Source organism: Confluentibacter flavum, assembly GCF_002843175.1.
GTDB lineage: Bacteria > Bacteroidota > Bacteroidia > Flavobacteriales > Flavobacteriaceae > Confluentibacter > Confluentibacter flavum.
The window spans coordinates 35,384-56,591 of record NZ_PJEO01000051.1 but is presented as its reverse complement, the minus strand read 5'-3'; the positions used below and the strand labels follow the sequence as shown (position 1 = coordinate 56,591).

Below are 21,208 nucleotides of genomic sequence, written 5' to 3'. Positions count from 1 at the left end.
TTTAGTTATATACTTTGCTTATCAAAACAGAAACTGGCTTATGGTCACTGGTATGCGCATATTTGGGATTACTGGCGTTGATAAGATCATGGATTTCATGTTCCACGTAACCTGCATGGCTTTCAATGATGATGGGCAAGGAGCCATCTACCAAACTTTGTGTAAACAGAATATGGTCAAGTAGGATGTGTGGATCCCTATCCGGGTCTATAAAATCCTGAAAACGCACGGACCATCGTAAATGATTCTCAAAATCAAATAATGCATGGTTCAGAAACCGTTCCGCTTCAAAGACATCCCCTTGCAGGTTTGACAACAGATCAAAAAAGATATATTGACTTTCAAAGAATTCCTTCCCGGGCCCATCGTTTAAATCTCCTAAGACTATAATCGCAGGATTTGGTACTTGCCCGAATTTAGTATTGATGTATGCTCTCACATTAGCGACTTCAGTGGTCATTTTAATACGAGCCTTAATGGCATCCTTAATGAAGGTATTGCGCTTTTCACCACCGGCATCCCAACTGCTTTGGCCACTTTGCACAAACTTACTTTTGGTGTGGAGCCCTATGAACTCCAATCGGGTTTGCTGCCACTCTAGAATCAAGACTTGGGGATGCCTATAGTGCTTGTGCTGGGTGGTCTCGAAATCACCCCAATAATTAACGTCCCAGCTGGCACTTGAAAATTCATCATAGACTTGGGTAGGCAAAAGGGATGCACTATCCTTTAACTCGGATTTCACCAAAAACCAAATCCACTGCCTTCCCTGAATTTTATAATCATTACCAATCGCTTTTACCGCCACATATTTACCTTCCAGAACATCCAAGCAAAATGCATCGATTTTGGTTTCTCCCTTAAGACCCTCCAACATGCACAGCACATCGGCATCCATGTCGAGGATTTCCTTTTTAATGGCATCTATTCGCTTTTGTTTTTTACTGTCTATGCTGTCAAAAAGCTTATCCAGCCATTCCACGTTCCATGTCGTTACTTTGAGTGTATTTCCCATGACTTTATTACATTTTATGATAATAAAAATTGATATATTCGATTAAGTGGTTGGTTCTATATCCGGGAATATATGTTTCCAAAATACTGAAAAGGTAGTAGGGTATCAGAAACTTGAAAAAGTCCGGTAGCGGTATATTCTTGACACTAATGGATTCAGAACATGATGATTTTCTTAGGGTTTTGCAATAGAACAACCTTAACCCTTTGTCTTCTGGAAAAGCATCTTCATGTAAATTATAATAAAAGTTGTCAAGACTATGTTTTTCGAGCATTAAGACTATAGCGAAATCACGTCCTGATATTTGTTTAGGTTGATTGAACATACTAACAAAGCAAATTTTGGTCAAAAACCATTAAAAGTTTGATAATGTCATAGCTTTAGGGAGTGCTTTCTCACTTAAGAGAGAATCTAAATATAATAAAAAAATTAACATATTGTAATATTTTTATTATTATCGTTTGGTTATCTTTTTTACAAAACCATATTTTAGGACCCTACAAGATTTCAGTTTCAAATTTAATACGCACTTGATTTGTGTGTCTACCTTGATGTCACTTTTCAAACAACGTTCCAATATCCCGATAAATCCCTTCATGGTGCCATCTTAACTCATCATCTGAATATATCCAGTTGCTCTCAGGCAGGGTCCTTTTAATCTCCTGCAATCTAAACTGCACAATGCATTTTTTTAGTTGAAATGTTAAAAAGGTCTCGTATAACGACAAGTGGCCGAGTTATGGATGCGGATTTGTTGGCTAACAATTTTGTTTGTTATAGAAACTAATTTAGTTCTTTTCTCTGAAACCCGCCATGTGCGTTATACGTCTTTGTTGGAATAGTTTTTTATTTTTTCTTATAAATATCTGTAAATTTATAATTATTGCTTGGACTCCATAAAATCATTAAATGAGCTCCTTCTCTTTGTTCCACTCCCTCCATTATTAAATTTCCTGAAGAGGTTAGTCCAATTTCATATTTCCGAATTTCATAATCTCCAAAAATCCAAGGAATTCCGTGTGATCTAAAGTTCTTGTTTTTTAAAAGTAAAAAACCATCCTTTTGTAATTTATATTTCACAATTTTGGATTCGATTTCTTGTTGGTTTTTTATAAATGAAAATCGAATTTCTTTACTATTTAGAACTTCTATTTTTATGTCAGAAATTGTATCTTTTAGTTTTGTTGATGTCAACCTTCCAGAAAGAGTGAGGTGTTTATGTTTTTCAGAATTTTCAGCAAAATTGCTATATATTCCATTTATTTCCGCAATATTTTTTTCCGTTAATTGTTGGAAGTTTTCAGACTCAATTTTTGGAAATGATGCACAATTTATTAATAGAAGATAAATTCCAATTATTGTCAATTTTTTTATCATTTCGTTTAATAGTTACACTGTTTTTAAATTATAGCCAACGTGTTCATGAATGGAACTTTGCGTGTTTGGGAGCGAGGATTTTCCGAAGGACACGAGCCTAGCGAACTGGCGCAAGCAAAATCGGAAGCCAGCAAACAAGCAACCAACTTTGTGTTAGCTAAAACTAGCAATTTTTTATACACGGCTTTGTTGGCAGTAGTATTTTCTTTACGCTACTATAATATTGAAGTAAATTGGTTCATTTTTTTGTACTTTTAAAAGCTAAATTATTTATTTATGTCTGAAAGAGGATTTTTCGCTTATGGTAGTCAATATTCATCCTGTGGTGAATGCATTGAAGAAGCTATTCAACAAATTAATAGCACAGGTGAAGTTGTTATAAGTTCATGGGTAAGTTTGAGAAATTCAGGTCGTTTTATTATCAATGAAGTATTAGATGAAATTGATAGATGCGATTTTTTCTGCTGTGATTTAACAGGTCTAAATGATAATGTATTGTTTGAATTAGGTTACGCATTAGCAAGGAAAAAACCAGTTTTCATAATTAATGATGTTTCATATGAAGATTCTAATAAAAAGTATAAAGAATTAAATTTATTAACTACACTTGGATATACAAAATACTCTAAAACACATGATATTGTAGATGGCTTCTTTAGAGAAAAACCATATGATCCTATGGGTAATATTTGGTCAGATTTAACAAAGACAATTACGCGTGAAAAAGATGCTAAAGCTATTTTAGTTTTAAATAGCCAGACAGAAACAAATTATAATCTTGAAATTATAAATCAAGTAGATTACTTTAAACTACCAAAAATTGTAGATGACGCAAGTGAAAATGTTAATTTGCCTTTAAGCTGGTACATACAGAAGTTGTTTTCTGTACCTGCTGTTTTAATACAATTTTCTTCCCAAACAAGGTCTGGCTATGAATTGCATAATTCAAAGTGTGCATTAATAGCAGGAATGTCTGTTGGTTTAGGTTTAGAGGTTCAATTGATGGCCGAAAAACCGTATAATTCACCATTAGACTTTCGAGATTTATTAAAGAAATTTAATAATAGAGCTGAATGCGCAGAAATTGTTAAGGACTATTTGACTAATCTACAGAAAGAAATTGCTTCGCTTTTAATTAATGAAAGAGATAGAATTGATAGTAGAAAAAAATTAAGTGAACTTCAAAATTTGGATTTTGGTGAAGCAATTGCTGAACATGAAAGTAATAAACTTTATCAATATTATGTAGATACTTCTCACAGACAACAATTAATTAAAAATGAATATAATATTGTTGTTGGTAGAAAAGGTACAGGAAAGACGGCGACTTTATATTATTTGTTTGAAGATTTGATACAAGATAAAAGAAACAATGTAGTGTTAATAAAGCCAATAAACTTTGAAGTTGATGGTTTGGTTTCTTTAATGGAAGAATCTAATAGTGAATTTGAAAAAGGTTTTTTGGTAGAAACTGTTTGGAAATTTTTAATTTATTCACAAATCGCAAAATCTTTATATGATAAGATTCAAGTGAAGCCTTTGTTTGCTCTTACAGATTTTGAACATAAATACATTGAATTTATTGAATCTAATAAAAGTGTCTTTTTAACTGATTTTTCTACTAGATTGGAGGAACAAATAAAGAAATTAAAAGATAATGAAATCAGTAAAATAGGAGCAGGAAATAATAATGAATTTAGGATGAAAGTTTCAGAAATAATGCATGATGGTATCATAAATGAAATGAAAGATTTTTTCGGAACTTTGATACCAAAAAATCATAAATTAATTGTTTTAATTGATAACCTTGATAAATCATGGAAAAAAGATAAAAGATTAAACATATTGAGTAAATATATTTTAGGTTTATTAGGTGTTTCTGGTAGGATTTTTAAAGAGCTTTCATTTATAAAGTCTATACAGACTAGTATATCTTTTCATCTTACAATATTTTTAAGAAGTGACATTTTTAAACATATTCAATCAATAGCACGTGAACCAGACAAAATGGAAGTTACAAGGTTAATGTGGGAAGATTCAGAAATATTATTTAGAATAATTGAAGAAAGATTTGTAGAATTGAGTAATAACAAATACGAGAGTTCTGAGCTTTTTTCTAGATTTTTTGTGCCTGAGGTTAACGGAATTTCAACAAAGCAGTTTATTGCTAATTCTATTTTTCCAAGACCACGAGATCTAATATATTTTTGTAAAAGCTGTAAAGATACCGCAGTTTCTAGAGGTCATGAAGTAATTACTGAGGATGATGTTTTATCAGCATATAAAGATTATTCAAGTTGGATTTTTAAGTCTTTACTTGTAGAAAATAATATTTCAATTAAGCGAATGGAGGATTTTCTATTTGAAATGGTAGGAGGAAATAATATTATTGATGAAAAAATTATAAATGAGTATATGGTTAATTCAGAGATTCCAATTATTGATGATCGCGATTTAGAAAAATTTATCGATAATTTGGTTGATTTAACAATATTAGGTAGGGAAGTTCGAGTAAATGAGTTTGAATTTGAATATGATGTTGAAAAATTTAAAAAATTAAAAGCAATGTCAAAAAAGTTGAATTCAAAACGGTATAAGATTCACAATGCATTACTTCCATTTTTAGAATGTGAAGTAATTCTTTAATTTGTAGTTATTGAGCTATTACTGGCAACGTGTTCGTGTATGGAAAGTTGCGTGTTTGTGGGCGAGGATTTTCCGAAGGAAAATCGGAAGCCAGCAAACATGCAACCAACTTTGTATTAGCTAAAACTAGCAATTTTTTATACACGGTGTTGTAAAACGTTTTTAATTATCAATTTCTAGTTTTTCTATAATGTCATTAAACTCTTTTTCTATATCAAAATTAGCTAAAGTTCCATGTGGTGGCGGAATGTTTTTATATTCTGTTGGTGTCAATGTATAAACTTCAATTTCATCAATTCCGTTTTTTGAAAGTAAAGGTTCTAGCGAATTAAATAGTAAATCATTGAACTTCTTGTCGTAAATTCCTTTATCAAGTCTTGATGAGTAGCTGTATTTTTGTCCGTTAACTTTCTTTATGTCCAAAGTGTCTATGTCAAGAGCAAAAAAGAGAATTTTTTCGTCTGTTTTATTTAGAAATTCCGTTGTGATTGAGTCTTTAATTTTGCTTATTGATTTTAATAGTGAATTGTTAAATTCAAATTCAGAGTCCGAATAGGTTAGTTTTTTGAATTTTGAGCTAGGGTCAGAAAAAGTGAGATTGGTAATTGATTCATAAATAATCTCATTTCTTTGATAATTCCGATATCCTTTATAACCCAAATATGATAATCCAATTATCACAATTAGTAAAGCAAAATATCGTATGTATTTTCTGTTTCTCAAAATGTTTTACAACAATAGGATATAGACAATTGTCTATATCCACACTATGTCACTAAGATAGTAAATCTTACGAATTGTAGTTATTTCACCACAATCAATTTTATTAATTTTTTAAATACGTAATATATAATCAGAATTATTGGTAATCCAATTTGACTTTAAAAGGTTCTTTTAAACTATTGACTTCTAGGATCTTGTTTTAAGGAAACTTTTTTAGACCAGATAATATCCAAACTACAAAAATCAAACTCTTCGGTAATCTTTCCATAACAGGCATAAACTCCCATGCCGTGAATGGGATAGATGTCGACGACTTTTGTAAAATGAACAGTATCAAAATAATTTCCTTGCTGATCAACAAAGGTGCAAAACCTTAATAGCTTACCATTAGACGCCTTATGGAATCTGGTATTTACTAAAACGCCATATAGCAATACATTTTGATTAATGTATTTATGCATGTCACTTGCCCTTAAGTTTTCTTGAAAGGTTTCATCCACTAAATCAAAGTAGCCACATAATGGAAACCCAAGCAGTTCTATCTGGTCATAAGCCTCCTCAATATATGTTGTAGTTAATGAGGGTAAATTGAACTGCCTATGTTTGGGCTTAAATAATCGTGCCTGTGCTGTACCCTGTTTGCTTAGGTTCAATTTAAAAATAGCTTCCCAAAGCAACTCAGTTTTTGACCGTTGTGTAAACCTAAAAGCATCTATTCGGATCAATATGGTGATCTGTTCGATGCTAATAACAACCCTATCAATAAAATCATCCAAAGATTTAAACGCGCCATTAAAATTCCGATCTGTTAGGAATCGCTTGATGGTCAGGGATTCCAAACTTTTCAAATAACCAAACCCTAAATAAATGTCTGTGCATTTTAGTATGTTTTCGTACTCACTATGGTTGATACACGGCGGGTGTACGATACCACCACACATTTTGGCTTCATGTATATAATGTTCTGCACTGTAAAACCCACCACCATTATTTAAGACAGCCACCATAAATTCCAATGGGAAATAGCATTTTAGGTATAAACTTTGGTAACTCTCAACGGCATAGGATGCCGAATGCCCCTTGGCAAACGCATAACCAGCAAAACTTTTTATTTGGTTCCAAACCTCAAAAGTTAAGTCATCAGCATAACCTTTCTCTTTACAGTTTTTAATGAATTTTTCTTCAACAGCCATAAACTCCTCCCTCGACCGAAACTTACCGCTCATACCTCGGCGCAACACATCGGCTTCACCCAATGTCAATCCCGCAAATTGATTGGCCACTTTAAGCACATCTTCTTGATATACCATGATCCCATAGGTTTCGGGCATGATTTCCAAAAGTATGGGGTTGGCATCCTTTCGTTTTTCAGGATTGCGCTGTCTGATAATGAATTCCTTTTTCATACCAGAATCAGATACGCCTGGCCTTATAATGGAACTAGCAGCCACTAATCCCAAATAATCCTGTGTTTGAAGCTTTTGCATCAATCCACGCATAGCAGGGGATTCCACATAATATGCACCAATGGCTTTTCCTCTTTTCAATAAATCATTTATTTTGGGGTCTTTTTTGAAGGTCTCAACTTGTGTAATATCTATCGGGGGCAATTCCGGTCTGTTATATTGAATGATTTCGATGGCTTCCTTGATTTTTGCCAAGCCCCTCTGGCCTAGAATATCAAACTTAAACACCCCCACATCTTCTGCAATGATCATATCAAATTGAATGGTTGGGAAACCCTTTGGCGGCAAATCTGTGGCGGAATAGTAATGAATGGGCTTATCCAAAATCAGCACACCACAGGAATGAACACTCAAATGGTTTGGAAAGCCCCGAATGAGCTGACCATATTTTAAAACCAACGTAGACATCTCGTCCAAACTTTCTGGTGTGTAATGACCATCACTCAACTTATCAATTTCTTCTTTTGGCAATCCAAACACCTTGCCCAATTCCCTCACCACACCTCTGTATTTAAAGGTGTTATAGGTTGCCAACAACGCCACATGTTTAAATCTATTAAAAATGTATTGGGTGATATCCTCTCTATCTTTCCAAGAAAAATCAATATCAAAATCCGGTGGCGATGCCCGAAATGGATTTATAAAACGCTCAAAATACAAATCCAGTTCAATTGGGTCAACATCCGTGATACCAATGATGTACGCAACAATACTGTTAGCGCCACTACCACGTCCCACATGGATGTATCCCTTCCGTTTGGAATAGGAAATAATATCATGATTAATCAAAAAATAGGACACAAAGTCCATTGTCCGAATAGTGCTTAACTCGGTCTGTAAACGCTCTTTAACCTTGTCGTTTAGATCGGCATATCTGTTATGTAAATTATCTTCACAGAGTTTTACGAGCAATTCATAATCAGCTTCTGGGGATTCTAAATACACCTTTTGGTTTTGTGTTACCCTGTCCTTTCCAAAGCTAAAATCAATGGAACACAGATTTAATATGTTTTGAGTATTGGCAATTATTTGTGGATACTGAACGTAGGCTTTTTCTAAATCTTCAAGCGATAACATCTTATCCGTTATTTTACATTCTTCCGATATTTGAAGCTTACTCAATAAGGTGTTATTATCAATGGCTCTCAATAAACGGTGAGCATTAAAGTCTTTTTTGTTCCTAATGGTTACTTGTTGTTGGATAACCAACTTTTCCGTATAAGATTTATAAACTGAAAAAGGCAACTTTTTTAGTTCCTCTACTGAAACACCAATAAACTCATAATCCTTAAATTGTTTCTTTTCGTTTTGTAGCACCTTTTCAAAAGGATAAATAACAAGTACATCCTTAAAGTTGGGAGCGTCATTAGGAATGATTTTCTTTTGATGTGAATGTTCGGATAAAAACACGTTCAACTCATGGAAACCATCATTATTTTTTGCAATGCCCACAAATTGCTGTGAAGCACCATTCCTAAAGTCAATGCCGATAATGGGTTTTATATGAAATTCTTTGGCTTTCCGAATGAAATTCAAACAAGCAGACGTATTGTTGATATCGGTCAGTGCCAATGTTGAAATATTGTTTTTTATAGCAAGCTCAAGGAGGTCTACCTCTGAAAATGTTCCAAAGCGCAGGGAATAATAGGTATGGCAATTGAGATACATTATTGTTTTCTATGTGCCAAAATAATTGGCGGTTCCCCATTAAACGGGTTATGGAAACGCCCTATGGTTTTTGCACCCATTGATGATGCTTTTTGAATACTTAATTCACCATAGCGACTGCGTATGGTATCCATTGCATTGTAAAGGCTTAGCATTTCCTCGGTATCATCAAATAAATTAATTTGATAGTTTCCAGTCACTAAATCACTAAACTTAACACCAACCAACCGGATCAATAATCGCCGTTGGTACAGATTATCAAATAGCTCCAATATTTTAGGAATCAACACATGGTCGGCACTTGTGTAAGGGATTTTCAGTTGTTTGGAATAGGTATTGAAATCTGAATATCTAATTTTCACACTGATACAAGATGCCAGTTTATCACCCCTACGTAATTGATAAGCCAAGTTTTCCGCCATCGCAAAAACTGTGGTACGCAATTTAACCATGTCTGTGGTATCCTTACTAAAGGTGCGTTCCGTTGAAATGGATTTTCGTTCATGGAAGGGTATGAGCGGGGGATCATCCAAACCATTGGCACGTTTCCAAATAGTCCTGCCATAGACACCTAAAACGCTGGTCATCATTTCCACAGGCATTTGTTGCACTACGCTCACTTTATCAATCCCTAAATTTCTTAGGATTTGATAGGTTTTATCACCAACAGAAGGGATTTTTCTAATCGACAATGGGGCTAAAAACGATTTTTCAAAACCCGGATCTATACGTAATTGGTTATTAGGTTTTGCTTCGCCAGTAGCCACTTTAGAAACAATCTTGTTGGACGATAGACCAAACGAAATGGGTAGACCTGTCTCTTTAATTATTTTTGCTCGCATTTCAGAGGCATATTTATAGCTCCCAAAAAATTTATCCATGCCACTTAAATCAGCATAAAATTCATCGACACTGGCTTTTTCAAAAATGGGCACGTTTTCCTTGATGATGTCGGTGACTTGTTGTGAATACTTAGTGTATATGGATGCATTGCCACGAATAACGACCGCTTCTGGACACAAGCGTTTTGCCAATCGCATGGGCATCCCAGAATGAACGCCAAAACGCCGTGTTTCATAGCTACAGGCAGCAACAACACCTCGGTCACCAGTACCACCAACCAATAACGGACGCTTTTGTAAGCGACTGTCAATCAATCGTTCACAAGACACAAAAAAGGTATCCAAATCAAGGTGTAATATGTTTTTGCTCATGTAGCAAAATTAGCTACATTATATAGCAATTATTGCTTATATTTGTAGCATTATGAAAATGATTTCAAAAAACCTTCGACATTTACGTCATTTAAAAGGGCTCACACAAGAGACCCTTGCTGATGATCTTCAGGTAACACGTTCACGTATCAGCTCCTACGAAGAAGAACGTTCAGCGCCCACTATTGAGATGTTGATTAAAATCTCTGATTATTTTAAATTACCCATTGATATTTTGTTGAGAAATGACCTTACAAAAGCAACGGACTCCTCTTTTATAGACATTGGAAACCAACGCATATTGTTTCCGATCACTGTGGACAATGACAATAATAACTTAATTGAGGTCGTTCCCATAAAAGCCTCCGCAGGCTATTTGGCTGGCTACGATGACCCCGAATATATAGAACAATTGGAAAAAATAAAACTACCATTTTTGCCAACAGGCAAACACAGAGCGTTTCCCATAAAGGGAGATTCCATGTTGCCCATGAAAAGTGGTTCCTATGTGGTGGGTCGGTTTGTGGAAGATAGAAGCGATATAAAAAGTGGCAAAACCTATGTCCTTATTACCCTGAATGATGGGATGGTTTATAAACGGGTCATCAATAATATTGAATTGAATAATTCACTGCTATTGATATCAGACAATAAAGTATACCACGACTACAGCATCCCCATTGATGAAGTCCTAGAATTATGGGAATTCACATGTAGTATCAATACCCAAGAATACAGTGAACAGGAACTAAAAATAAGCAGCATCATCCATATGTTTAATGATTTGGGGGTTGAATTGAAAGCTTTAGAGAAACTGCAATAATGTACACGATTGTTGATATTGAGACTACGGGGCAAGGCAATAAAATCACTGAGATATCCATTTTCAAATATGATGGCAGCAGGGTTATTGATGAATTCACGTCCTTAGTAAACCCTGAAAGTTACATACCCGATTACATCACAGCTCTCACAGGCATTGATAATCTCATGGTGGCCAATTCACCCACTTTTTCAGAAATAGCACAAAACATTATAGCAATTACACAGGGTACTATATTTGTAGCCCACAGTGTGAATTTTGATTACAATGTGATCCGTAATGAGTTCAAAGCCATAGGGATTGATTTCACCAGAAGGAAACTGTGTACCGTACGACTCTCCCGAAAATTGATTCCGGGACACACCTCCTATAGCTTAGGCAAAATTTGCCATGCCCTTGATATAGACATCAACGGCAGACATAGGGCAAGAGGGGATGCGGAAGCCACGGTCATCCTTTTTGAAAGGTTATTACACACCGAAGATTCTGAAACCGTATTCAATGACTTTCTTAAAAAATCCTCTAAGGAAGCTACCTTACCACCACATTTACCGAGTGCTGTATTTAACGCCATCCCAAACGAAGCAGGTATTTACTATTTTAAGAATAAAAAAGGGAAAGTCATTTATGTGGGCAAGGCAAAGGATTTAAAGAAACGGGTATTGGGCCATTTTTACATTAAATCGGAAAAGGAACTTAATCTTTGCAGAGAAACGGCACACATCGATTTTGAATTATCAGGTAGTGAGCTTATCGCACTGCTTATGGAAGATACAGCCATAAAACACTACTTTCCCGAGTATAATCAAGCATCCAAAAGAACACCAAAAGCCTATGCTATTTTTAGGTTTGAGGATAGACATGGTATCATACATTTAGCATATAATACATTAAAGGCATCACCCAACCCATTACTTACTTTTTATAACATTACGGATTGCAGGCAATTTTTGGAACGTCTTTGCATCCAATTTGAATTATGCCCCAAGTATTGCCATTTGCAAGAAGGTGTCGCCCAATGTTCCCATTATTTCATTACATCCTGTAAAGGTATTTGTGTTGAAAATGAACCTGTCGATGACTACAATATCCGAGTTCAAAATGCCATAAAACATACTATTGAAAACTCTAGGGATGTTATCATCAAGGAAAAAGGAAGACATCCAGAAGAAGAAGCTTTTGTCCTCATTAAAAACAGTGTTTATTTAGGTTATGGATTTATTGATAGCTCTGAACAAATTACAACCCATGAAGCTTTAGAGGCTTATTTAGTACCTCAAAAGAATAATGTGGATGTGCAGAAGATTTTGCGGAGCTATTTGTTTAACAGTTCCCATAAACCAACTATTGTTGATTTTTACCCAAACCCGTTCTAATATTTCGATAGATCCATTCAAAATTCAATTGAGAGACAACCACGTTAATAATACGTAAAGCGTCTCACTTTGGCAATATATTTCGCCAGTCTTATTACTTGGTGGCTATAACCATATTCATTATCGTACCACACGTACAAAATAGCATGTTTTCCATCTTTCCTTACTATGGTAGCCTTACTGTCATATATGGAAGGAGCGGAACAACCTACGATATCACTGGATACCAGCTCATCACTCAATTCATATTTTATCTGTTCCACAAGAGCGCCATCCAATGCCGCTTTCTTTATGGTAGCATTCATGGTCTCCAAAGTGGTTGCCTTTTTTAGCTCTAAGTTCAAAATGGCCAGTGAGCCATTTGGTACGGGCACGCGGATGGCATTGGAGGTTAATTTTCCCGTTAGGCTTGGCAACACTTTTGAGGCTGCCTCGCCAGCTCCTGTTTCGGTAATCACCATATTTAAGGCTGCAGCCCGACCCCTACGGTATTTGGAATGAAAATTATCAACCAAATTCTGGTCATTGGTATAGGCATGAATTGTTTCCACATGGCCATTTTCGATACCATAGACATCTTCCACAACCTTTAAAATAGGCGTTATGGCATTAGTGGTACAAGAAGCAGCCGAAAAGACATTGATTTTATTTACGTCATTCCCAAGATGGTTAATACCGTAAACGATATTGGGAATGCCCTTCCCTGGTGCCGTCAACACTACTTTATCGACTCCAATGGCATTGAAATGCCTTTCCAAGGTCTCTTTATCCCGAAACACCCCCGTATTATCTATCACCAAGGCCTTTTCTATACCATACTTGGTATAATCGATATCCTCTGGAGACTTGGACGTAATCATCTGTACGGTCGTGCCGTTAATGATGAGGGCTTTGTTTTTTGTATCAGCGATCACGGTTCCCATAAACTGTCCATGGATGGAATCATTTCGCAACAATGCAGCCCTTTTTTCTAAAATATTGGCATCTAGGGCATCACGGGTCACAATGGCACGAAGCCGTAATTGGGTACCCCCTCCGATATTAGCCATAAGGATCCGAGCCACCAAACGACCGATCCGACCAAAACCATACAGTACCACATCCCTCGGTTTGATAGGTTCCATTGGGTTACCTGTCCCAAATTTGTCAATTAAAAACCCTAGAGGATTACTTGCCTTGGTGTTTTCCAAATTAAATTCATACGCTAGTTTGCCTATGTCCAGTTTAGCCGGTGGCAACCCATAGACAACAATCGCTTTGGCTATTTCCAATGAATCATAAATGGACAGTGGTTTTTCCAGAAATTTTTTGGCATACTCGTGCAAACCTAAAATCTGACTGGAATTTTTGTCCATCAACTGGTTTCTGAAAAAGACCAGTTCCACGGATTTATCATAATAAAGATCATTAACGATTTTGATGAATTCAATGGTAGCCTTCATTCTGTTGGTATGTACCAATAATTGTTTTTCGTACGGATGCGTATTCATTCTTATTTTGATTAATATTCAGATGTTCCTTCAATGGGTATAGGTTGCTTTACAAAATTATGCGACCCGCCTTATACTAAATCAAACCAAGTTTTGGTGATATGTTCCTGCTCATGGTCTGGTTTCAAATTTATATAATCATTTTTGAGGGTATCATACACATAGTCCTTACCCCAAACCACATGATTGGCTGCTACAGCCTCTATGGCATCACAGATGGCATCTATTTCAAGGTTTGTCATGGTTGGGTGGATGGACATCCGCACCCAACCCGGTCTATCGATCAAGCATCCGTCCATAATCTTTTTCTCGATGGCCTTGGACAAAGGCTCATCTAGCCGTAACAGGTAATGTCCATAAGTACCGGCACAGGAGCAACCTCCCCTAGTTTGGATGCCAAAACGATCGTTCAATAGTTTTACGATAAGGTTATAATGGCACCCCATGACATGGAAAGAGAAGATTCCCAGGCGCTCGGTATGTTCCCCTGCCAAAATGTGGAGATTTGGTATGTTTTTGAGTCTATCGAACACCTTGGAATTGATGTCTTTTTCCCGTTTGAGTATGTTATTCACCCCCATTTGTTCCTTGAGCCGTATGGACAGTGCGATCCGTATGGCCTGTAAAAACCCTGGTGTACCGCCATCCTCCCGGGTTTCAATATCATCTATATAGTCGCGACCGCCCCAAGGATTGGTATAGGACACGGTGCCACCACCTGGAATATCGGGCACCAGATTCCTGTAAAGTTTTTTATTAAAGATAAGGACACCTGAAGTGCCAGGACCACCCAAAAATTTGTGTGGGGAAAACGTGATAGCATCCAAATAGGCCTCTGGATCTTCAGGGTGCATATCTATAGCCACATAAGGTGCCGAACAGGCAAAGTCCACAAAGCAAAGGGCATGGTGGGCATGGGCAATTTTGGCCACTTGGTGGTAATCCGTTTTTATGCCCGTTACATTGGAGCACGCCGTAATGGCCACTATCTTTAATGGATGGGATTTATGGGATTCCAATAGGGTGTCGAGGGATTTCATCCCGATCAGTCCATCCTCAGCATGGGGTATGATCTTTACAATGGCAATGGTTTCCAGCCAGGATGTATGGTTGGAATGGTGTTCCATATGCGATATGAATACCATTGGTTTTAAATGATCCGGGATTTGGGTGAAGGGCATGAGCTGCTCCGATATCTTTAGACCCAAAAGCCGTTGTAATTTATTAATGGCACCGGTCATCCCCGTCCCTACCGTTAACAGTACATCATCATGGTTTGCATGGACATGGGTTTTGATTATTGCTCTTGCGCAATGGTAGGCTTGGGTCATGGACGCTCCAGTTATAGAGGTTTCCGTATGGGTATTGGCCACAAAAGGACCGATGGTATCCATTAGTTTTTCCTCTATGGGTCTATACAGCCTACCACTCGCTGTCCAGTCCGCATAAATAATCCTTTTTTTACCATAGGGAGATATGAATTCTTGATCAATCCCGATAATTTGATCCCTGAACTGCTTAAAATAAGCTTCCAAATCAGATAGTTCCGTATTGGATTCCACGATGTTCTCTATACTATTGCTGCCCATATACTTTTACTACTGTATATCCATTCTTTGGTTTGTATTAGGTAAAACTATTTTATAGCTATTAAGAATTTTATTTTTCAAAAATAATCAAAATAGAACGATAAAATTATCAAATATTTAAAAAAAATACAATATCACTAGCTAAAATGTAATTCAACATGATTTAACTTTAGAAAAGACCCTTTAAAATAACCCCTTAATATCCCGATAAATCCCTTCATGATGCCATCTCAACTCATCATCGGTATACATCCAGTTGCTCTCGGGTCTGGTCTTTTCTATTTTTTGCAATCTAAACTGAACCTTCCGATCCTTACCATCCGCAAAAGCCACAAACTCACCTTGCCTCAATCTAAAGAATATCCCGGCACGTCTTTTTGACACTTCCTTCTCTCCTTTGGTAATGCGACTTTCCAAAGTCAAGCCACTGCTCCTACTGATGCTTTTGGTGGGTATTTTAATGATTTCAAAAAACTGTTCATAGTATTTTGCGGTATCCGGGTCATTGACCTTTCCAAAAAACTGATAGGACAGATTACTTAAAATAGCCTTACTGGCCTTGTCACCATAGAGCATATCATTCTGGATTTTATCCTGCATCACATACATGGTAGCAATATCATAACTTCTGAGCGTTGCCGGAATGCGGTGCATGTTGGGCAGTTTTATGGTCGGTGCCTCTTCCATAAGCACAAAGGCAGATTGTTGGTTTCTAAAACTCATTTGTTTGATGACGGTATGCATGATGGTGGCTATGATGGGCGCATAAGCCGATTCGTATTTTGGATTATTGACAATGGAGATGACCGACGGATTATCAATGCTATTAATATTCAAGGGAACACTATCTACCGATAGCACCATGAATAGCTTTTGGGAGCTAATTTTCTTAAAGGCATTGGCCAGGGTACTTTTAACCCCGGCGGTCTGCTTTTCGGATTCGATGCCATTAATAAAGGCACTCGCCATACTTTTTGCGGTCAGATTGGAACTTAGGAATGCCACCAACTTTTTGGTGGACATGCTCTGGAAAGTGGCAATGACATGGGGCAATGTGCAGTAATTGGGATAGTCGGTCCTAAGTTTCCATATCAGCCCAGCCAACAGACCTTCCACGGCATCGTTAAAAAATCGTGACGTGGCGTTGTTCTGTTCCCCTTGTTCCAATAAATTTTCCACAAGTACCCGTGACAGCTCGTTGACGCTCTCCTCATTGGGCAAATAGCGTGGTGCAATGGGATTGACCTTGTGGTGGATGCTATCAAATGCGATGGTATAAAATTTCACCTGTGTGTTGTCCTTGAATAAGGGATAGGCGATTTCAGTCAGTTCAAAATCCTTATAGTCATGGATGATACCACAGAAATGATGCCTGCTTAAGTGTTGCAAGAGGTTATAGACCACACTTTCCGTTTTTCCACTGCCAGCCGATCCTATGATGGAAACGCCCCGTTTCAGGTTATCCAGTTTTAAGCTCCCATTTTTAAGCTTAAAATGCACCTGGTACTTTTTATGGATGGTGTTTTGATCCTGCATCAAAACCACATACAAGAGCATCCCCACGAAAAGCATGCCCATGAATACATACACTATGTTAAAACCACTGACCATAATTATATCCCTATGGAACCCGATTCGATGGCCTTGCCAAGACCATGCTTGATTTGCTTGATGGCTTTGAGTACCAATTGCACCTTATTCGTTGGAATGTTCATAAGCGGTGAGTGCAGTCCAGATTTACCTAGTAGTTTCAGGGCGACAGCCTTTTCATTGGTCGGCAGTCCAAGAATGTTGATATAATACTGTTTGGGTTGTTTGACCAAAGTCTTTCTGGCTTGATAGGTTTCCACATAATTACGCTTATAGGCAAATAATGTATCGAAGGTGGTTTCAGAGTTTTTAATGAAGGTGTCCCTGTCGAAGCCACGCTTTACGGTTTTGCCGTTCATCACCACTTCAGAGGCCTTGTATTTGCTTCCCGGGGACAAGCTATATTGGTTGGATTGGTCCTTTCGACTGACGATGATATGGATATGCGATTGAGATCCCTCCTTGGCCATGCCCTGAGTAATCATGTTGCCATTCAATTGATAGGGTGCTTCCAGTTTCAGTTGCTTGATCTGTTGCTCCTTCGTTTGGATGTCCCCTACCAATGTGCCATTTTTGATCTGTTGTATCTCATGGCGCAACGCCACAATTTTTCCATGGTAAGGCGCGTTTTCCCGAATGGCCTTATCCGTGCCCTTATAGATGCGTTCATGTTCAATCTTGGCATAGTATTTAATATCATCCACATTGATTGGCCTGCCTTGGATGTCCCGATTAAAAGATTCCGCATAGACTTTCATGACGTCACGCGTATATTGCTTTAAAGCCTCTGAATGGTTGCTTAGGTGATTCAGCTCCTGTTGGCTTGGGTTTAGGGTGATGGAATAGAATTTGGGCTCGGTTTTTTTAAGCTTGGCGGTATTGTTATCAATATCCCGAATGACTTCCTTACTGGAAATTTGGTCGCCATGTTGGTTAAAAAAAGGCTCTAGGTCCTCCATGGATTTGTCTTCATTTTCCTTTTCGAGATAGGCAACAAAATCCGCAACGCTCTGATTAAAGTTATCGCCCAGTTTCTGTGGGGTTATGGTGATGTACATGTTCTAATTTTTGTTTTAAGATTTCAAGGGATTCCTTGGTGATGTTCAAGCGGTAATGCCCGATTCCGAAATTATTCCGAACGAACTTAACCTTTTTAAGCAGTCCCTTGGTCTCCTGTTTTAAGTCATTATAGGCCTCCTGTGTTTTGTAATAGGCATTTTTATAATGGTCGCGTTCCTCATTGTCGGTAAGCAGCTTGGGCATTCCAAAATCAAAAACCTCATCATCATCCTTCTCCATTTGGGACATCTGTTCAAATAGGGTTTGCAAAATGGCCGTGGTCGGTTTGTGGTGCATTTTCTCAATGTTCTTTATTATGGCAATGACGGCATTGGAGCGTTTTATGATTTGTCCCTTTAAGGAGGCAATGGTCTCGCCAAGATGATCTTCGGGTGATACGCCATTATTCTCAAAAAATTCTACCATAAGGCGCAGGGCCATGGACTGCGATTTTGCAATGCTTTTGCAGTAGTTCCTGAATTTTTTGGCTACGGATGTTTTGATTTTGATGGTCTCAAACCGCTCCCTTTCATATCCCTGGTCCATTTTTTAGTAAAAAATTTGTTGATTTTATTGGGCTGCGGTGCTTTTTTAGTAAAAAACCCCTTTGCCCCTTATATTTCCAATCCCTTCAATCCCTTTGTTTATAAGGGATTGCGTGAAAAATCGATTCATGTAACGCCGCGTAGCGTGTTACCCTCTTGCTTTTCCTTTTTGTCCCGTCAGGGACAAAAATGTATCACACGACCTGTCTTAAAAAGCTGGTCGCCCTTGTTCTGTATACCATTGGATTGTACGGGCTATGGGAACGTCAAATCAAAATCGGATGCCGTACAAAAAATGCTTCCATGTAACCAAATAAATATATTGACAATATTGCCAACATGAAAACGTGTGTTGTTGCCAAATGGACTGGTTTGGCATCAAATTGTATGGAAATGCTATTTCGGGGATTTCAGAGCGTCAGATACTCTCGGAATGACAAAAAAAAAGACTCTTTTTCAAGAGCCTTTTTAAGTTGGGGTTCCAAGGGTCAAGTTTCGGATATTGATTGTTCCTTCGAGTATTCATACCTGAAAATCCATAGGTTGATCACCAGTGAGAAGGATTTTTCCACGCCCGGTTTTTTGGTAACACTTTTGTTTTGGTGCTTTCCTGCCTGGATTTCGAGTAATTTTTTTACCGTTGTTTTCATAGGACATGGTTTTATGTTATTAATTATTTGTCGGCGCCTCCGTCCTTCCCAAAAATTTCAGCTCAAAAGGAAACGGAATAAAAAGTGAGGCACGAACGGCTTTATGCCGTAGTCTTTTGATGGGAATATTTTTGAAGGACTATCTTGCGGTCAAATAAGTGATGGGTTTTCCTCGGGCTATGGATGTAGTTTACAAAAAGTCAAGTCCCTATTGATTTTTTCGGGGTTCGATCCTCCGAAAAAATCACGATTCGCCAAAAAAAAAGACCCTTTGCTGGCAAGGGTCTTTCTAGGTGTCCGTAGTGTTCAGATATTGAAAATATACTTGTAATTGTATAAGTTCCGTATCGCTTCTTCTTCCAACAGGGTTTGGTAATTTACAAAGTGTTCCCTGGCATAGTTCTTAAGTTCCTTACCAAACCGCTTTTCCACATCCTTTTTGGACATGGAAAGCAAACGCTCTTGGGTCTCGTTGTCGAGGTTGTTATAATTCAAATAGACCATCGTTTTAAATTTTGGATTGCTTACAGGTCGTATAGGCCTGGGTCAAAACCATCGGGATAATCCCCAAGGTCTTGCCCATCTTCCAACTGGATTTCAAATTCCGTCCTTTCCATATCAATATTCACTGGGAAGCATGAGCGTATTATTCACAAAGTACATCCGTAATTCATCCAGTGGAAAATCCGTTACGTTATAACGGTGCGTTTCCAAAATGGTTTCATTGCCATCCGTATAATTGATGATGGCCTCACAGCCCTTTTGCTGCCTTTCCGATTCCGATAGACGCTTAAAATCGATGGTTATAAAATAGCTTTTATCCATAAGGCTCTTGGCGATTACCGAGGCATCAGTTACCAGCCAAAAACAGCCTGCTCTTTCTGCCAAATAGTGGATACCGTCCGTGAACCGTGTCCGTATCAATGGCAATTGGAAAAATTGGGTCGTGCCACAAAATTGTTGCAGGCTATCCTGTAATGCTTTATTTTTGTCGTTCATTGTTTCCATTTTTAAAGTAATGTGAAATAGTTAAAAAAGAGGGTGTTAGGTAAAAGGGAACACCCTCTTCATTTTAAATTATTCGGCACTTCCCAAAAGGAGCAGTTCACCCACTACCACTTCGGTAACATAGCGTTTTATGCCGTCCTTGTCCTCGTAACTTCTGGAGGTCAATTTGCCCTCAATGGCTATCTCCTTGCCCTTGGTTACGTAGGTCTCGATAATGTCAGAGGTCTTGCCCCATGCCACGAGGTTGTGCCAATCGGTGTTGGTCTGTTTTTCCCCCTTGTTGTCCTTGTAGGATTCATTGGTTGCCAATGACAGGCGGGCAACTTTCTTCCCGCTCTCCAAAACGGTAATGGTTGGCTCCTGTCCAACGTTCCCGATTAACTGTACTTTGTTTCTTAGTGTACTCATAAATAAAAAATTTAAAGCCTGCCTTGTCGGCAGACAGGGTTCATACTATGCCCCCTTTTGTTCTAAAATGGTTTGCATTTTAAGGGGTGCGTTGTTCGATTTCCTCAAGCGCAGCACCATGGATGGCGTGGGTTTTGTCAAGACTTTTGGAAAACAAATCAGGAGTGTCTGCGACGTAGCAAAATCCTTGGATTTTCAAGGAAGTAGATACCTTATTTTTTTTCAAAACCCCGCAAGGTCTTGACAAGTTCCACTAGGACATTAGCAATGCTTTTAAACGCATTTGCGACCTGAGTGTACAGGCAGTTAAGCGACGGGAGCAAATGGGTTTATATTAGCAGTGCTTATGCCCTGCCTGTTTTTCGATGCCCCGAAAAATAAGACAGGGCGCCATACATTATAAACCCCTTAAAATGTGCAGGGCAAAGCTTCCGTTTTTAAGAATTATCGAGCAAAGGCCCAAGAAGGATTTGCCGTTAATTCTGTTAAGAAAACGGAAGCTTTGCCCTTCCGATTACAAGCGGACTTAATTCACGGTTTTGGCTTGGGAACGGAGCCCTT

At 37.8% G+C, this 21,208-nt stretch carries 17 protein-coding genes; 4 read left to right on the top strand and 13 right to left on the bottom strand.

The window, feature by feature from the left end:
- Position 1: 1 nt before the first annotated feature.
- Positions 2 to 1,015, bottom strand: a complete 1,014-nt coding sequence (locus CSW08_RS13955) for an endonuclease/exonuclease/phosphatase family protein (RefSeq protein ID WP_106660487.1) — start codon at positions 1,013 to 1,015, stop codon at positions 2 to 4.
- An 846-nt stretch (positions 1,016 to 1,861) separates the two neighbouring features.
- Positions 1,862 to 2,392, bottom strand: a complete 531-nt coding sequence (locus tag CSW08_RS13950; RefSeq protein ID WP_106660486.1) for a hypothetical protein — start codon at positions 2,390 to 2,392, stop codon at positions 1,862 to 1,864.
- A gap of 45 nt (positions 2,393 to 2,437) precedes the next feature.
- On the opposite strand from CSW08_RS13950, the gene CSW08_RS13945 reads away from it, so the two are divergent.
- Together CSW08_RS13945 and CSW08_RS13940 are read left to right on the top strand one after the other, a co-directional pair.
- On the top strand, positions 2,438 to 2,650 hold the full coding sequence (locus CSW08_RS13945; protein ID WP_106660485.1) for a hypothetical protein: 213 nt from the start codon (positions 2,438 to 2,440) through the stop codon (positions 2,648 to 2,650).
- Between the two features lie 18 nt (positions 2,651 to 2,668).
- Positions 2,669 to 5,038 (top strand): P-loop ATPase, Sll1717 family, encoded by a 2,370-nt coding sequence (locus tag CSW08_RS13940; protein ID WP_106660484.1) that lies wholly within the window; start codon positions 2,669 to 2,671, stop codon positions 5,036 to 5,038.
- Between the two features lie 162 nt (positions 5,039 to 5,200).
- Here the strand turns inward: CSW08_RS13940 and CSW08_RS13935 are convergent, their stop codons facing one another.
- The 3 genes from CSW08_RS13935 to dinB all read right to left on the bottom strand — a co-directional run bounded on the left by CSW08_RS13935 (position 5,201) and on the right by dinB (position 10,109).
- The gene (locus CSW08_RS13935; protein ID WP_157831497.1) at positions 5,201 to 5,761 is read right to left on the bottom strand and encodes a hypothetical protein; all 561 of its coding nucleotides are present in this window, start codon (positions 5,759 to 5,761) and stop codon (positions 5,201 to 5,203) included.
- A gap of 176 nt (positions 5,762 to 5,937) precedes the next feature.
- The gene (locus CSW08_RS13930; protein WP_106660482.1) at positions 5,938 to 8,895 is read right to left on the bottom strand and encodes a DNA polymerase III subunit alpha; all 2,958 of its coding nucleotides are present in this window, start codon (positions 8,893 to 8,895) and stop codon (positions 5,938 to 5,940) included.
- The gene (dinB, locus tag CSW08_RS13925) at positions 8,895 to 10,109 is read right to left on the bottom strand and encodes a DNA polymerase IV (RefSeq protein ID WP_106660481.1); all 1,215 of its coding nucleotides are present in this window, start codon (positions 10,107 to 10,109) and stop codon (positions 8,895 to 8,897) included. Before dinB ends, CSW08_RS13930 begins: the two co-directional genes overlap by 1 nt.
- 52 nt (positions 10,110 to 10,161) lie before the next feature.
- Between dinB and CSW08_RS13920 the strand changes: the two genes are divergently transcribed.
- Both CSW08_RS13920 and CSW08_RS13915 read left to right on the top strand, forming a co-directional pair.
- On the top strand, positions 10,162 to 10,932 hold the full coding sequence (locus CSW08_RS13920; protein WP_106660480.1) for an XRE family transcriptional regulator: 771 nt from the start codon (positions 10,162 to 10,164) through the stop codon (positions 10,930 to 10,932).
- Positions 10,929 to 12,308, top strand: a complete 1,380-nt coding sequence (locus CSW08_RS13915) for an exonuclease domain-containing protein (RefSeq protein ID WP_106660479.1) — start codon at positions 10,929 to 10,931, stop codon at positions 12,306 to 12,308. The genes CSW08_RS13920 and CSW08_RS13915 overlap by 4 nt, the downstream gene beginning before the upstream one ends.
- A gap of 44 nt (positions 12,309 to 12,352) precedes the next feature.
- Here the strand turns inward: CSW08_RS13915 and CSW08_RS13910 are convergent, their stop codons facing one another.
- From CSW08_RS13910 to CSW08_RS13875, 8 genes are all read right to left on the bottom strand, one after another.
- The gene (locus CSW08_RS13910; RefSeq protein WP_106660478.1) at positions 12,353 to 13,798 is read right to left on the bottom strand and encodes a glyceraldehyde-3-phosphate dehydrogenase; all 1,446 of its coding nucleotides are present in this window, start codon (positions 13,796 to 13,798) and stop codon (positions 12,353 to 12,355) included.
- Positions 13,799 to 13,869: 71 nt separating this feature from the next.
- The gene (locus CSW08_RS13905; protein WP_106660477.1) at positions 13,870 to 15,387 is read right to left on the bottom strand and encodes an aminotransferase class V-fold PLP-dependent enzyme; all 1,518 of its coding nucleotides are present in this window, start codon (positions 15,385 to 15,387) and stop codon (positions 13,870 to 13,872) included.
- Positions 15,388 to 15,570: 183 nt separating this feature from the next.
- Positions 15,571 to 16,998, bottom strand: a complete 1,428-nt coding sequence (locus tag CSW08_RS13900) for a type IV secretory system conjugative DNA transfer family protein (protein WP_106660476.1) — start codon at positions 16,996 to 16,998, stop codon at positions 15,571 to 15,573.
- Positions 16,999 to 17,000: 2 nt separating this feature from the next.
- On the bottom strand, positions 17,001 to 18,035 hold the full coding sequence (gene mobB, locus CSW08_RS13895; protein ID WP_106660475.1) for a MobB family relaxase: 1,035 nt from the start codon (positions 18,033 to 18,035) through the stop codon (positions 17,001 to 17,003).
- Positions 17,998 to 18,582 (bottom strand): BfmA/BtgA family mobilization protein, encoded by a 585-nt coding sequence (locus CSW08_RS13890; RefSeq protein ID WP_106660474.1) that lies wholly within the window; start codon positions 18,580 to 18,582, stop codon positions 17,998 to 18,000. Before CSW08_RS13890 ends, mobB begins: the two co-directional genes overlap by 38 nt.
- A gap of 955 nt (positions 18,583 to 19,537) precedes the next feature.
- Positions 19,538 to 19,735: a hypothetical protein gene (locus tag CSW08_RS13885; RefSeq protein WP_106660473.1), complete on the bottom strand. Its 198-nt coding sequence runs from the start codon at positions 19,733 to 19,735 to the stop codon at positions 19,538 to 19,540.
- Between the two features lie 114 nt (positions 19,736 to 19,849).
- Positions 19,850 to 20,230, bottom strand: coding sequence for a DUF6876 family protein (locus CSW08_RS13880; RefSeq protein WP_106660612.1), 381 nt, complete (start codon positions 20,228 to 20,230; stop codon positions 19,850 to 19,852).
- 78 nt (positions 20,231 to 20,308) lie between these two features.
- Positions 20,309 to 20,647, bottom strand: coding sequence for a single-stranded DNA-binding protein (locus tag CSW08_RS13875; RefSeq protein WP_106660472.1), 339 nt, complete (start codon positions 20,645 to 20,647; stop codon positions 20,309 to 20,311).
- Positions 20,648 to 21,208 lie beyond the last annotated feature (561 nt).

Excerpts from the sequence above, each read along its gene's own strand:
- CSW08_RS13910 (WP_106660478.1), bottom strand. The coding sequence starts at position 13,798 with ATGAATACGCATCCGTACGAAAAACAATTATTGGTACATACCAACAGA.
- dinB (WP_106660481.1), bottom strand. The coding sequence starts at position 10,109 with ATGAGCAAAAACATATTACACCTTGATTTGGATACCTTTTTTGTGTCT.
- mobB (WP_106660475.1), bottom strand. The coding sequence starts at position 18,035 with ATGTACATCACCATAACCCCACAGAAACTGGGCGATAACTTTAATCAG.
- CSW08_RS13920 (WP_106660480.1), top strand. The coding sequence starts at position 10,162 with ATGAAAATGATTTCAAAAAACCTTCGACATTTACGTCATTTAAAAGGG.
- CSW08_RS13875 (WP_106660472.1), bottom strand. The coding sequence starts at position 20,647 with ATGAGTACACTAAGAAACAAAGTACAGTTAATCGGGAACGTTGGACAG.
- CSW08_RS13900 (WP_106660476.1), bottom strand. The coding sequence starts at position 16,998 with ATGGTCAGTGGTTTTAACATAGTGTATGTATTCATGGGCATGCTTTTC.
- CSW08_RS13885 (WP_106660473.1), bottom strand. The coding sequence starts at position 19,735 with ATGGTCTATTTGAATTATAACAACCTCGACAACGAGACCCAAGAGCGT.
- CSW08_RS13950 (WP_106660486.1), bottom strand. The coding sequence starts at position 2,392 with ATGATAAAAAAATTGACAATAATTGGAATTTATCTTCTATTAATAAAT.
- CSW08_RS13930 (WP_106660482.1), bottom strand. The coding sequence starts at position 8,895 with ATGTATCTCAATTGCCATACCTATTATTCCCTGCGCTTTGGAACATTT.
- CSW08_RS13940 (WP_106660484.1), top strand. The coding sequence starts at position 2,669 with ATGTCTGAAAGAGGATTTTTCGCTTATGGTAGTCAATATTCATCCTGT.
- CSW08_RS13890 (WP_106660474.1), bottom strand. The coding sequence starts at position 18,582 with ATGGACCAGGGATATGAAAGGGAGCGGTTTGAGACCATCAAAATCAAA.
- CSW08_RS13955 (WP_106660487.1), bottom strand. The coding sequence starts at position 1,015 with ATGGGAAATACACTCAAAGTAACGACATGGAACGTGGAATGGCTGGAT.
- CSW08_RS13945 (WP_106660485.1), top strand. The coding sequence starts at position 2,438 with ATGAATGGAACTTTGCGTGTTTGGGAGCGAGGATTTTCCGAAGGACAC.
- CSW08_RS13905 (WP_106660477.1), bottom strand. The coding sequence starts at position 15,387 with ATGGGCAGCAATAGTATAGAGAACATCGTGGAATCCAATACGGAACTA.
- CSW08_RS13880 (WP_106660612.1), bottom strand. The coding sequence starts at position 20,230 with ATGAACGACAAAAATAAAGCATTACAGGATAGCCTGCAACAATTTTGT.